Source organism: Candidatus Bathycorpusculum sp., assembly GCF_009778815.1.
Classification (GTDB): Archaea; Thermoproteota; Bathyarchaeia; order Bathyarchaeales; family Bathycorpusculaceae; genus Bathycorpusculum; species Bathycorpusculum hydrogenotrophicum.
In genome coordinates, this window is record NZ_WRFL01000063.1 from 1 (window position 1) to 12,848 (window position 12,848).

Below are 12,848 nucleotides of genomic sequence, written 5' to 3' on the forward strand. Positions count from 1 at the left end.
AATTGTCTCAAAAATTATCCAACGCTCATCTTTGGTCAAGTTAACACTGTACTTTTTATTCATAACTAAGCACGTGTTAACATATACAATCAACACTTATTTATAATGCGGTCAAAGCAATATTACCATCTCGTTAATATTTAGAGTATATAGGGGTAATAGGCATATAAATTCTAGATGTTACGCCTTTACCTTTGCCACTTGACAGAGTTTAGTATAGCGTGGTTTTATAAATTGGATTGTAATTTTGTTCTGTTTTTAACGTTCTATCTAACGCTGAAGATGTGTTACAGGCGGTTGATCTGAAGTTATCCGTTGTAGTCCGCTGTCCACGTGTATACATTGATGTGTATACGTGTTAACACTATTTGAACCATACCAAACGGGCGGTAATTATTCGGAAATTAGGGTTTATCATACATAGGGCACAAAAGAGAAATAAGGCTCTTTTAGCTCCAGTTAAAGTGAGGTTTTGAGCATGTATGATGGTTATGTATTTTTTTGTAATAAATCCAGTCAACAACAATGTTTGAGCACTAAACGCTTTGCAGTATGCATTGATAAGCAGGCCACACCTTCCAATCCCATCAAGGAAGGTTCTGTGATTTTTCTCTATAACTCTTCTGATAACCAATTGGTAGGCCCCTTCACTGCATTGTCTGAGGGTGCAAAAGAGCTTGATGCAGGCGCTTGGGCTATGGATGTTACCTCTCATATCCCCTCTGAGGATCTATCTGTAACTTGGGAAGACCTCCACATCCTCCACAACGCCCGTGAAAAACTCCCCTTCCTTGGAGATCCCACAATTTGTAGTCTCTCTACCAACCAAACCCAGTCCATACTGGATTTGTTAAGACAAAGTGAACTCTATCTTCACACCAAAACCCCCTAGGTGCGCTGTTGGGGTGGTGATCTTTTTTTGCGATTATCATGCTTGATAGACTGTTGTAGAAACGGCTATGCTTAACCAGCCAATCAGAGTACTTGAGATATGTATAACCCTGCAAACCGATTATTTACTATCTACACCGCATGGTGCTGTGTTGTTATGTGTCTGTTCTATTGGTTTGTGATGCGCTATCGATAATAACCATATGATTTTTTACGTCTATGCGGCAGTTAAACAGGTATGACTTACCTATCTCTATGTTGTCATATGTTGTTGTGTTGGAGGTTATGTAGAGTTGTTTACCATCTTGCAGGGTAATTGTATAGTTAGCTGGATGGTTATCAGTAACTGGGCTCTTAGTATTTACAGTGCCGTATTGTTGGTCGGGAATTTTGGCGTTCTCTAAAACATCGCCTATAGTGTAGGCCATAAACCCGATTGCCGCTATGGAAACAAGCAGGGTTGCAATTACAGCAGTTTTGAATCCATCCACGTCTACTATTCACCTGCTTTTGATATGTATGGGTGACTAATAAAAAAATCGACCAAGCCCCTGCTTTTGCTTCAGGGGTTAGCTTTATGGTGTGATAGAGGGTTGTTGAGGGTGGTTAGGGTTTGAGTTGTTTTTTGATGACTTCTTCCGCGGTTGCTACAGCTTCTTTTATTTTACCACATTGAGTCCCGCCGCCCTGTGCAAAGTTGGGTCGTCCGCCGCCTCCGCCGCCAAAGATGGGTGCGGCTTCTTTGACAATGTTACCTGCATTAATCCCCTTCTTGATTGCGGTTTCGCCTGCCATAATTAGAAGCCGGCAAGTTTTGCCATCTGAGCCATAGTAAACTGTAACGGCTGCATCGTTGCGTTTGATGACCTCTGTTGCAGTGGTGAGCATCCGATTGACATCAATAACAACCTCAAAATCCCGCTTAACAATAGTTATTCCCGCTACTTCTGTGGCAGTTTCGTTACTCTGTGTTTGGGTAGTTGTGGTGCTTTCTTTTTCGGCGAGTTCTTTGATTAGTCGACGTTTTTCAAGTTGGGCTTCTTTTAGTTCTTTAACCACTTTCTCAGCGGTTTTATCCAACTTTTCTATTGGTGCATTGAGTGCTTCAGAGATTTTGCTAAGCAGAGTTTCTTGTTGTTGCATAGCCGCAAGCGCCCTAAGACCCACAGCATATCCTAAGCGTTCTACGCCGTCTTGCACACGCTCGGTGTAGACAATTTTAACAAAGCCTACCTCGCCTGTGTTGTTTAGATGTGTGCCTGCACATGCTTCCACATCCCAATCACCGGTTTTTACCACCCGGATATCTTTACCTGGAACTGCACCGCCTTGGTAGAGCCTAAAACCATAGAGGGCTTCTGCTTGGTTTCGGGGATACCAGTTGGTTTCCACTTTCATGTTTGCACTAATGGCTTGATTAGCTAGTGTTTCGATTTTTTGTGTTTCTTCTTGGCTGAGTCTGCGGTAGTGACTGATGTCTAATCGGGAGGTTTCAAGGCCTTTTTGTGTGCCGGATTGCCAGACATGCTCGCCTAAGACTCGGCGGGCGGCTCCGTTTATGAGATGAGTTATGGTGTGGCTTTTCATGAGTTGATAGCGGCGTTCCCAATCCAGTTTGCCTTGGATTGTGGTGCCTTCTTTGAAGGCGGCTGGGGTTTTGAGTTTGTGCACAATGACTTTGCCAATTTTTTGCACATCTACCACCTCATAGGTTGTGCCCTCAGCGCTTAGGGTGCCTAGATCTTGGGGTTGTCCGCCGCCTTCGGGATAGAAGCAGGTTTGGTTAAGCACCACATAGGTGTTGTTGTTGATGATTTTTTGAACTTGTGCCTCAAATTCTTTTTTGTAGGCGTCCACATAGTAGAGTTGTTCAGTAGCGGGGAGTTGTTCGGTTGCTTTTTCGAGGTCTGCTTGGTTTTTTGTGTCTGTTTCTTCTTGGGGTTTGGTTGATGCTTGCATATGGCGATTGGCGATTAGTGCATAAAAGTTCTCTGGGACGGTGACTTCAAGGTTTTCTCTCTCTGCGGCTTGTTTGACTATCTCGGGGGGTAGTCCTTGTGAGCCGTAGAGTTCGGCGAGTTTGTTCTCTGAGAGTTTGTTCTCGCCTTTGGCTTTGAGTTCCGTGGCTATGCGTTTAACTAGGCCCTCTCCGCGTTGGAGGGTGTCTTTGAATTTTTCTTCTTCGACTTTTAGCATCTCGATGATTTCGCTCTGCATCTCTTTTATATGCGGAAAATCGTTTGCCCAATAATTGGCTTGCATCTCTACAATATCGTAGAGACTGTCGGGTTGTATGTTTAGGATGCGCATTAAGCGATAGACCCGGCGGAACAATAACCGTGCGAGGTAGCCTTCTTGGATGTTAGATGGCACTACACCCTCTGAGAGCATAAAGCTCAGGGTTTTGGTATGATCTAGCACTGCCCAAGCATTTTCAATGGGAACCAATTCTTTCTCCAGGGTTGCTAGGTCAATACCTGTGAGTTCACTGACGCGTTTGCGTGCAACCATACGATTAGCACGCTTATCCACACTAACCAAACCTGAGTATTTGCCCACGCGTAGCAGAAAATCGTTATCTAAATTGGTTATTCCAGCCATGGAGAGCACTTTGTCGTGTAGATTGCCATAAATTGCTTGGAAAAGACTTGGCACGCCTTGGCTGATCCATGTAAAGCGATCAATACCATAGCCCGTATCAACGGTGCGTATGGGTAACTCGACAAACTCTTCACCCACAACTTTGTACTGCATAAACACCAAGGTGCCCACTTCAAGGCCGCGAACAATACATTCCACATCTGGACCTGCGTTGCCGCCCCCCTCCCAGACGCCTTCTTTGTAGATAATCTCATCTGAGGGGATGCCCAACACCTCGGTTGCAAAACGTTGATGGAACCGCACGGTGTCATCTTTCCAATAAATTTCTTTATCTGCGGTATTGAAGGCATGTGCACCGCCCATCTCAAAGATGGTTAGGTGACGCCCAAACGTTGGGCCGGTGTTAGAGATATCGGTTAATCGAATGGAGGGCTGAGAAATTACCAGTGGGTTTGCAGGCGGCGGTGCAATGCCCTCTGTAACATAGGGTTGAAAATCGATAATGCTTGCATGTGTAAGATAGATGTCTTTGCGCCAGCGTGCCACAACTGGATAGGGCTTTATGCGGGTATGTCCATTTTTCTCAAAAAACGAGAGAAACGCTTCGCGCATTTCGGGAAGTGTAAATTTGCGTTTTGTAGCTGGATTGCCCAAAAAACTGTAGCATCCACACTCATCACTGCCCGATTCGCCACAGGTTTCTTGACTCTGGTTTTGTGTCCAGAAATACTCGCTACATTTGGGGCACTGTTTTCTGATAAACCCTTCTTGCTTAAAGAATGGAAGCTGATACGCTTCTGCAGTAAACGTTTTTCCAACCATAAAGCCAGCCTTCTTGTATATCTGTTAGTTGCGGAAGGGGTTTATGGGCTTCACGGATTTAAAGCCTTAGCTAAAGAGTATAACTAATCAACTTTATCTCTGCACATTTATCCCTCTTTGCTGTTGTCTCTATGCTATCAAAAGTTGGATGTGTTTTTGGTTGTAGTTTTGTAGACTTAAAAAATTTATAGCTGGTTGCTATATCTTTGTTATTATGCGCTTGGCAAGGGCTCTGATTGGGGAATTTATAGTTATCATAGCTTCGGTGCTTATCTTTAGAAGTCTTTGGACTCTTATGGATCAATATTTTGGAGTTTCTTATCTGCTTATCTTTTTAGTTGTTGGTTTAATTTTGGTTTTACTTGGCTTGCTCCTTTTAAACCAAGAGTTAAATATAAAACAAAAATTTACTCAACTGCGCTCTTAGCACTCCAGCATTCAACCATATCTATGTGTTCATTTGTGCTTTTTTCTTGGCCATAGCGTCTAAGCGGTTTGGTTAGGTGTCTTTGTGAGCGTGTAGAGGTTATATATAGTCCCGGTGTGAGGGTGCGTGGTAGATTGGTTTCTTGTTTTTTGAGATCTGGAAATCGGATGTTGCATTTTTCGCATCGAAAACCCTGATTTTTACCCATGGATTTGAGCCGTTTTTTACAGTTAGGACAGAGGGGATTTTGGGTCTGGATTTGTTTTTGGAGTGTGAGCACCTTGATTTTTTCAAGGTTGATAGTTAGGGGGCGGGTGGCTGTGGCTTTGTGTACTGCTCCATAGACCTCAACAGTATCGCCTGTTCTGAGTTCCCAGGCGGTTTTGCGCAGGGTTCCTGTGGGTTCATAGGCTGCACAGTCTACCTCGGTTGTGCCATCGGCTATTGAAAAGATGACATGACGCCGGGGGATGATGCGGGGGGATTGGGCAACGGTGCCCTTGGCAATAACTGAGCAATAGGGTACTAATTTGGCCAGAGGCGTTGTGGGGTTTAGGTGGGCATCGGTGCCTTGGTTGCTTCTAAAAATAACCCAGCGCTCTATGGGTTCTTGGGGTTTAACGAGGTTGAGGGCGGTTTGTAGGATTTGGGGTGATTCGCCTCTGATGCCAAAGAGAATGGGGTCGGGTCCTCTTGGGGTGATGATGACTCTGCCTTTCTCGGGGTCAATATTGTTGAAGGTATGGGGTGCTGTGGTTTTGTCCATCTCAAAGATAGAGTTTTGATCTATTTGGCGTTTGGTTCCCCAATTTTGTTTTATGCGGTAGGTGATTAATTCATAGGTGTAGTCTTTGTTTTGGAGGGTTTCACCAATCGCTGCTAATGCGCCGATGATGCCTCGTCCGCTGTTAAAGCTCTGGGCTTCGGCATCGATTTTTTTGATGAGGGTCTGGGCTTCTTTTTGGGTCACGATGGTTGTTTGAGTTTTTTTTGTAAACTCTTTTAATTCCTCAGGTATGGTGGCTGAATTAAAAAAGACAATGCCTGGATCGGTTCCTTTTTGATCGATTGCGGAGTGCTCTTCCCAGAGCTGGGTGGCAATTTTTTTGATATCTTTTCTAAATTTGGGGTTGTAGCTAAATCTTAGACAGAGCGCGCCGTTGCCGCGGGTTTTCCAAGGTACGTTGGGGTTAAGTCGAATCAGCAAAGGATAATCCAGAAAAGTTACATTGAATTTTTTGAATTCTTCAATAAGAAGAGCGGTGAGATAGGTGGTGCAGCCGCCTTTAGTTGAGTCTGTATCGTCTAGACCTATGTGCATAGTAGTCTGTGATGTAGTCAAGGGGTGCGGCTCCGCTTAGAAACAAGCGGGGCAAGTAAAAAATATTACCAACTATCTCTTTGTTTACTGATCGATTATTGGCCTCGGTTCAAATGTTAGTTGTTGTTTTTGTGATGTGGTTTGCTCGGTGATTATCATGGTTAGCTTGGAGTTGATCTGACCGATTTTCTCAATACGGTTGGTTATGATATGCTTGAGTTTCTCTGTGTTTTCTGCCTTTACGTTTGCCAAGATATCGTAGACTCCCCAGAGGTCATAGGTTTCCTCAATACCCTCAATGTCTCGTAGCTCTTTTAGAACTTGATTTTTTGCTCCAATTTCAGTATTTAAAAGAATATACGCAGTTGTCATATTTTTTCTTCCTCTTATTTAATAGACCGGCTGCTAGGAGTGCTCTTGTTAGTTTGAACATTAGCGTTTTACTCCATGCGAACCGAATAATTTGTGATGTCTTTGATGTTGTTGCTATTTTCCTTTATCTAGTAGACACACAAACCTCAATTAGCGGTTCAAAAAAATTTAAAATTATGTGACAGTATTCACACAGTCACAACCGATAACTGCTAACAAACAGGTTATAGACTGCTCAGGCGATGAGACTATTTTGGGTTAAGCTTGACTTCTGACGTGGCTTAATTGCTATTATGCTCTGTTGCTTGTGGTTTTATTGGACTATAGTAGTGGCGGATTTGAAATTGGGAATTGAGTTGTTTATTTTTTGTCTTCTACAACTATCATAGTTAGCGTTGAGCGGACTTTGTCGAGTCTTCGGATGCGCCACGTGACAATTTCTTTGAGTTTATCCATCGTGTCTGCTTTGACTCTGGCTACAATGTCATAAACTCCGTATACCGCTGAGGATTCTTCGGCGCCTTCGACTTTTTTGAGTTCTCTTAAAACGTCTGATTCGGAGCCTATCTCGGTATTTATCAACACAAACGCTGTAGGCATAATAATTCCTGCATATCTCATAGGTAGATTTACTTTAAAATCTTTCTAGAGCATTGTTCAACTCGTGAGTTGACTGACTGGTTGTTGTTTAGTTTTGTTTAACCTCGCCTATTGGTTGGTTGTTATTTGGTGGAGTTTGGCGTATGATTTTGATTCCTGCCAACTGCAGGGCACCACAGGATACTGCAAGGCGGAACCATAGGTTAACCACTCTGCTTAACAAAGTGGCTGAGAAGGCTATAGCGGGGTCTCCAAATAGTGCTGTTAAAGTTAGAGTCATAACTAACTCGGGAAAAAAGAGTGGTCCAATGGTTTGGAGTGTGCCTGTTAGAGTGAAGACAATCAACACTACATCAACTGGTGCTGGATGTCCTAGGGCTGCAAAAGTTATGAAAAGAACTGAGACCTCAAAGATAAATCCCACAACCCCATAAACAGCTGGAGCTATCAATGCTTTGGGGTTTGCTTTTAGCTGTGCGATGTTTGTATGAAAGCCGTTTAGCAGTTCTTCGGCTTTGGTTTGGAAATTTTGTGTGTTCCAGCTTTTACGAAAGACCTGTATTATTTTAATTGCCCAGCGCAGCAGGGTCTTGGTGGCATTTGGTTTAAAGCTAATGTAGTAAACAACAGCTAAGGTTAGTATCGAGAGTCCCAAAACTATTCCTATTAGCAGGACTGCTGTTAGGTTTAGTGAATATCTAAAGAGCAACAATCCCAGACCTATACTTAGTGCGATAATTGTTATGGTCATACCCAAGATTTTTTGGCCAACAACTGAGGCTCCAACTTTGCCGGCTGGGATGTTTGCGTCTTTGGTTAGCAGGTAGGTTTTTGAAACCTCTGCAGACCAGCCCAGCTGGGGTACGGTGGCTTCGAAGAATAATCCTGTCCAGGTATAGAGGAAAGCTTTGCGGGTGGTGATTTTTACTGCTAGACTTGATAGTAAACTGCGCCAAACCATTGTAGAGCAGACTGTGAATAGCATGTATGTAACAAAAGCTGCGGAGTAGATGGTGAGGTTGGTTTGGACTAGGGTTCGAGCGACTTGTTGGGGGTCGATGAAAAATACAAAGTAGAGGATAAACGCGGCTAACCCGGCAATCAAGATTGCTATACTTGCTTTGGATTGTAGAGATTTTTTTGTTGGCTCCATGCGGGTCAAGCCTGCTTAAATTAAGTGCTTGAGCATTTAAGTTTATATCAACACACACGTGATACTTGGCTTATCAGCGGACAACTTATAATTAAGGTTGTTACAACCATAGAGGAAGCTACACAGTTAGGGCGTTGACTTGAACTGTTTGGTAATGTTGTGTTGGTTTGCACGAAAGCGAAATAGCTCGATATGTGTTACCAAAATGGTGGTCTAGAGCATGGTCAGGGTGATGTATTTTAGACCATTCTGTTGTCAACCACAACCAATTTTTTTAAAAAAATAAATATAAAGTGCCAATATTGCAATGGCTTTTTTTCTTCCAGGTATACCTAAAAACGAATCGTGGACAAATTACAAAAGTATGCCGTGGTTTCGAGAACAGGGTTTGAAGTATAGGCGGCGCTAAGTAACTCTTACTAAGTTGATTGAGGTTTTAGCTGGAAATCTAACGGATAAATCCCAAGTTTCGAAACATGAGGGTGAGGATGACGGTTTTGAGTATGTTCGATAAGCAAGTTAGGTTTAGTGTGACTATTTTATCTTACGTTTTGGTTCTGTACTGCTCTGTGCTAAAGAAAACAGCACAATGGGCTTGGTATGTGCTCTTATTGGTTCTTTTATAAGAAAGGGCAAGGAAGAAATAACAAGAGAAACAATAATTAAGCTAGTGAAAGGTTGTGTTTTATGATTATTGAGGCAATTAAGGACAGAAAATCTATCCGTAACTATGCATCCGAAGCAAACGTATCTGATGGACAAATCAAAGAGCTGTTAGAAGCCGCAATGTTGGCACCCTCCGCCTGCAACAGCCGTCCATGGACGTTTATTGTGGTACAAAATCGAGCTAAACTCGATGAAATTCCAAAAATTCATCCACATGCGCAAATGCTTACAACAGCGAGCTGTGCGATAGTGGTGTGTGCGGATTTGAATCTGCAAAGTGGGGTATCGGTGGGCTTTTTTCCCCAAGATTGTGGGGCTGCAACACAAAATATACTTTTGCAGGCTGCTGAATTGGGGTTGGGCACTTGTTGGTGCGGCGTATATCCTAAAGAGGACAAGGTGAGGGCTTTTCGTAGTTTGTTTGCATTGCCCGATAATATTGTTCCGTTTTGTGTTATTGCTGTGGGTGTTCCTGCGGAGGAAATGGGTAGTCGTGGTTTTTATGAAGAGGGCAAAGTTAAATGGGTAAAATAGATGCTGGTAAGTGGTGAGTTTTGTATGGGGAAGTTGATTAAAAACGTTGAGCATGGAGTGGTCTTACCATTAGTGGATGAAGTGGCGTATCAAGATGGTCAGATTGTTAGTAAAACGCTTGCGCAAAATAGCCGTCATAGTTTGACTTTGTTTGCTTTCGAAAAGGGTGAAGAAATTAGTTCGCATGAATCAGCGGGTGATGCTTTGGTGCTTGTTTTGGATGGTGTTGGGAGAATCACCATAGATGGAAAAATGCATTTGCTCCACAGAGGTGAGGCTATTGTTATGCCCGCACAAGTTTCTCATGCTGTATATGCAGTTGAGCGTTTTAAGATGCTCTTAACAGTGTCATTTTCTGAATAGACCGCTTGAAATGAACAATGCCGTCTATTTGCCAAAGAACCACGCAATTTTAGGTTTCAAGGTTTAGTTGAGCCCTAAAGTTCTCTCAGTGTTTCTTTTGTCTCTCCTAAAACTAACAATATTAGGTCTCTGGGAAAAAGGCTTTTCATAGCCTCTATGTGCGCTTGCTTTATGACATTTTTTATAGGTTAAGATAGCCTTTTTCCATAATTCTGTTTTCTATATGAACGAAACCGCTAAAGTAAAGCGTCGTTTTCTTTTCTCTGGTTATCTTTCTTAGTTCTTGGGGCGGTATCATGTTAGCCACTTTGAAGGATCAATGGGTACATTTATAACTATTTTCCATTTTTCTAATATACGGCCTCTTTTTTTCATGGAACAATCAAGTAGGGGATAACCTGCTGAAAGAGGGAGCTTTGAAATGGTCTCAAGTACTTTTTCCATACCTAACTTTTCTGCGAGATAGCCCATCTTTTTAGGACGGTTTTGTTGCCGATTTTTTGTGCAAAGCTAACTAGTTTGTTTTGGTCTATGTCGTTTTTGGTAAAGTATAGCGTTTTGGCTATTTCTTCTATGCCTCCGCAGTGTTCTGGGTGGTCTAAGCAGTCGATTATGGTTTTTTCTTTTGAGGAGATTTTTATTTGTTTGTTTTCAATTTCGGTTTTTTCAGTTCCAAATATTTTGTGGGATGGGATGGTGACGAATTTGATTTGGTGTTTAGACTGGTTTTAGAGTTGCGAGGTTTGGTTGTTGCCACATAGGTTGCTGGCGGGATTTGATCGGTGAGGCCGTGGTAGTTTAGGGCGCTTGCGTAGGCTATGTAGTAGGGTTCAACAAGAACGGATGCTAAAATAAAGCTGTACAGGATAGTTGTCTGTGCCGTTTGTGCCTGCGTTTAGGGGTGCTATTAGGTAGGTGCCGTTTTTTATTTTTCGGATCCATTTTTTGCGTACTAGCCAGTCGAGGAGGTTTTTTTGGGTTGTTGGTGAATTCTTTTAGGTCTTGGGTTGTGAATATTGTTTTGCCTGCATAGCTTAGGCTGGATAATACTTTGGCTTCTCGTTCTGACAACATGCGACTATATGTTATAATCAATTTTCGTGTACACGCTCGAAAATCATGAAAATATTATAGTTTAAGGGACTTAGTTAAACCCAATAACCGCTTTAAAAATCCAAGTTTAAACCTATCAGCCTGAACTTACTGAAGCTGAGGGTTAGCACGAAAAAGTGTAAAACTGCAACGTGTGTTGTAGTGATAACCCCTACGCAGGTTTTATCGAAACTAAAAATCAAAAACGGGTAAAGGGTTATTTGACCCATTTATAAATGCTGGGTTTCTGCCTTGCGGCATTGCCTTGCGTAGTTTTGGGATGTCCGATGATGAAGGGCACTTGTATGTCATAGTTTTCCGGTATGCCCAGTTTACGTAAAAATGCTGGATTGCTGTTTAGAAACGATACAAACCCCATGTAGCACGTTCCAAGTCCTAACTCGTAGGCTTTGAGGAACATATTTTGAGCAGCTAAAGCGCAATCAAGCAGATTTATTTGTGCCCACTGTGGATCCTTTTCGCTGCATATCAAAATTAACATGGGGGCATCATAACATATGACGTCTTGGTCGGTGTTGAATTGTGCAGCAAAATGAGGCAGAGCTTGTTTAACCAGTTCCTTGGTTTCGTCTGAAACCAACTTGATAAGCTGTTTATTTTCAATTACTATAAATCTCCAAGGTTGACGATTCATTCCGGTAGGCGCCCAAGTACCTGCCTCTAATATGGTTTCTATTTGCTCTTTAGCGATCGGTTCTTGAGTGTATTCGCGTACACTTCTTCGACCCTTAATACAAACATCAAGTTCCATAATCAAACCTCTCTTGATAGCAAGGTATGCCGTATAATAAAGTGCTTGGTGGAAATAATGGTGAGTCAAATTTGTAGGTTGGTTGCCAGCTAGAATTATTTGCTCATTGCGACATTGGAAAGTTGTTTGCTATATTACTAAACTGAGGATATGTTGTTGGTTCAATAATTCTTAGATCATAAGTCTGTGGTGAACACCGTGCTCTGTCTGCAGTTGGATAAACGATTATTCTAAATTCTCTTAGACGACAAGTTTATTATCAGAGTTGTTTATAACATTGGAGAAGCTACTAAATTAGGCGAAGTTGGCTTTGCCGTTTATGGTAATCCTTGGTGTACGGCTCATGCGGGAATGCAAATAATGGGTTACTTGTGGGTTATCAAATCGCGGGAAAGCTTGGAATTGTGGCCGGGGTGATGTAGCTTGGTAGCATACAGGCCTGTGGAGCCTTTCGCCCGAGTTCAAATCTCGGCCCCGGCCCTCTTTAACTCTATTTTTGGATTCTGATGTTAATTGTACGAATTTGTTATGTGGGGCTGTTGTGGGTTTGGGACAAATGGGTAGTACTGTGTTATATGATGTTTGATTGTGTTGTGTTTATTGGGTTTCCTTTTTTGTCAAGTGGTTCGGTCTCTTTTTTTGGGTGGTGCTATTGGTGGTTGTATTTGGCTTTGGTGTTGTTTATTTTTTTGTGCTAAGTCTATGCTTTTCTGAGAGTATTTATTTGATATATAAGATTTGCGAAACATTTATTTCCGTTGTATATGTGTAGATTATTAATGTCAGCCGTAAAAATATATATTCTATATATCGAACGGAACCAAAAAGTAATTTCAATCTCTCTAAATTTGTGTGGCTATTTTGTTTTGGCAATGCTTAACTGGTGTCTGATTGCAGGCCATATTTTTAATCGTCTAAATATGAATTATTTAGCTCATATATTTGATATTAGGTCAATAAATCATGTAACTTTGAGTGTAATAAATAATGTTTAACCCAAAACTAAACAAAAGTATAAAAGTAAACACTGGAACGAGTTCTATCTCTAACTTCAATTTGCAAAAACTCCGACATAAACGCACATTTTTCACACTTACTTCCCTATTATTTGCAATGTCATTAACTTAACGAAAATAGCAAGTTGATGAGACTATTTTTATTTTGAGAGTGTTCACTTATAGATAATTTTATGTGATGCTGTACATATATCGCCAAACAAGGTTAGTTCGTATGG

11 protein-coding genes and 1 tRNA gene are annotated in these 12,848 nt (G+C 41.9%); 4 read left to right on the forward strand and 8 right to left on the reverse strand.

Going from position 1 to position 12,848, the window contains the following annotated elements; translation table 11 throughout:
* Positions 1-478: 478 nt before the first annotated feature.
* On the forward strand, positions 479-892 hold the full coding sequence (locus tag FWF39_RS10145) for a hypothetical protein (RefSeq protein WP_343383328.1): 414 nt from the start codon (positions 479-481) through the stop codon (positions 890-892).
* A 154-nt stretch (positions 893-1,046) separates the two neighbouring features.
* On the opposite strand, the gene FWF39_RS10150 is transcribed toward FWF39_RS10145, so the two are convergent.
* The 6 genes from FWF39_RS10150 to FWF39_RS10175 all read right to left on the reverse strand — a co-directional run bounded on the left by FWF39_RS10150 (position 1,047) and on the right by FWF39_RS10175 (position 8,187).
* Positions 1,047-1,382, reverse strand: coding sequence for a hypothetical protein (locus FWF39_RS10150; protein ID WP_343383329.1), 336 nt, complete (start codon positions 1,380-1,382; stop codon positions 1,047-1,049).
* Between the two features lie 115 nt (positions 1,383-1,497).
* Positions 1,498-4,314: an alanine--tRNA ligase gene (gene alaS, locus FWF39_RS10155; protein ID WP_343383330.1), complete on the reverse strand. Its 2,817-nt coding sequence runs from the start codon at positions 4,312-4,314 to the stop codon at positions 1,498-1,500.
* Positions 4,315-4,721: 407 nt separating this feature from the next.
* Positions 4,722-6,083: a tRNA(Ile)(2)-agmatinylcytidine synthase gene (locus FWF39_RS10160; protein ID WP_343383331.1), complete on the reverse strand. Its 1,362-nt coding sequence runs from the start codon at positions 6,081-6,083 to the stop codon at positions 4,722-4,724.
* A gap of 63 nt (positions 6,084-6,146) precedes the next feature.
* Positions 6,147-6,434, reverse strand: coding sequence for an Lrp/AsnC ligand binding domain-containing protein (locus tag FWF39_RS10165; protein WP_343383332.1), 288 nt, complete (start codon positions 6,432-6,434; stop codon positions 6,147-6,149).
* A 360-nt stretch (positions 6,435-6,794) separates the two neighbouring features.
* Positions 6,795-7,034, reverse strand: a complete 240-nt coding sequence (locus tag FWF39_RS10170; protein WP_343383333.1) for an Lrp/AsnC ligand binding domain-containing protein — start codon at positions 7,032-7,034, stop codon at positions 6,795-6,797.
* Positions 7,035-7,122: 88 nt separating this feature from the next.
* The gene (locus FWF39_RS10175; protein WP_343383334.1) at positions 7,123-8,187 is read right to left on the reverse strand and encodes a lysylphosphatidylglycerol synthase transmembrane domain-containing protein; all 1,065 of its coding nucleotides are present in this window, start codon (positions 8,185-8,187) and stop codon (positions 7,123-7,125) included.
* 687 nt (positions 8,188-8,874) lie between these two features.
* On the opposite strand from FWF39_RS10175, the gene FWF39_RS10180 reads away from it, so the two are divergent.
* A complete protein-coding gene (locus tag FWF39_RS10180; RefSeq protein ID WP_343383335.1) occupies positions 8,875-9,387 on the forward strand; it encodes a nitroreductase family protein in 513 nt (170 codons plus the stop codon).
* Positions 9,388-9,411: 24 nt separating this feature from the next.
* Entirely contained in the window at positions 9,412-9,750 is a 339-nt protein-coding gene (locus FWF39_RS10185; protein ID WP_343383336.1) for a cupin domain-containing protein, read from the forward strand.
* A gap of 294 nt (positions 9,751-10,044) precedes the next feature.
* Here the strand turns inward: FWF39_RS10185 and FWF39_RS10190 are convergent, their stop codons facing one another.
* Together FWF39_RS10190 and FWF39_RS10195 are read right to left on the reverse strand one after the other, a co-directional pair.
* Positions 10,045-10,194 (reverse strand): hypothetical protein, encoded by a 150-nt coding sequence (locus FWF39_RS10190; RefSeq protein ID WP_343383337.1) that lies wholly within the window; start codon positions 10,192-10,194, stop codon positions 10,045-10,047.
* Between the two features lie 865 nt (positions 10,195-11,059).
* Positions 11,060-11,614, reverse strand: a complete 555-nt coding sequence (locus FWF39_RS10195; RefSeq protein ID WP_343383338.1) for a nitroreductase family protein — start codon at positions 11,612-11,614, stop codon at positions 11,060-11,062.
* A gap of 407 nt (positions 11,615-12,021) precedes the next feature.
* Between FWF39_RS10195 and FWF39_RS10200 the strand changes: the two genes are divergently transcribed.
* Positions 12,022-12,094: transfer RNA gene (locus FWF39_RS10200), tRNA-His, on the forward strand.
* The last annotated feature ends 754 nt before the right edge of the window (positions 12,095-12,848 follow it).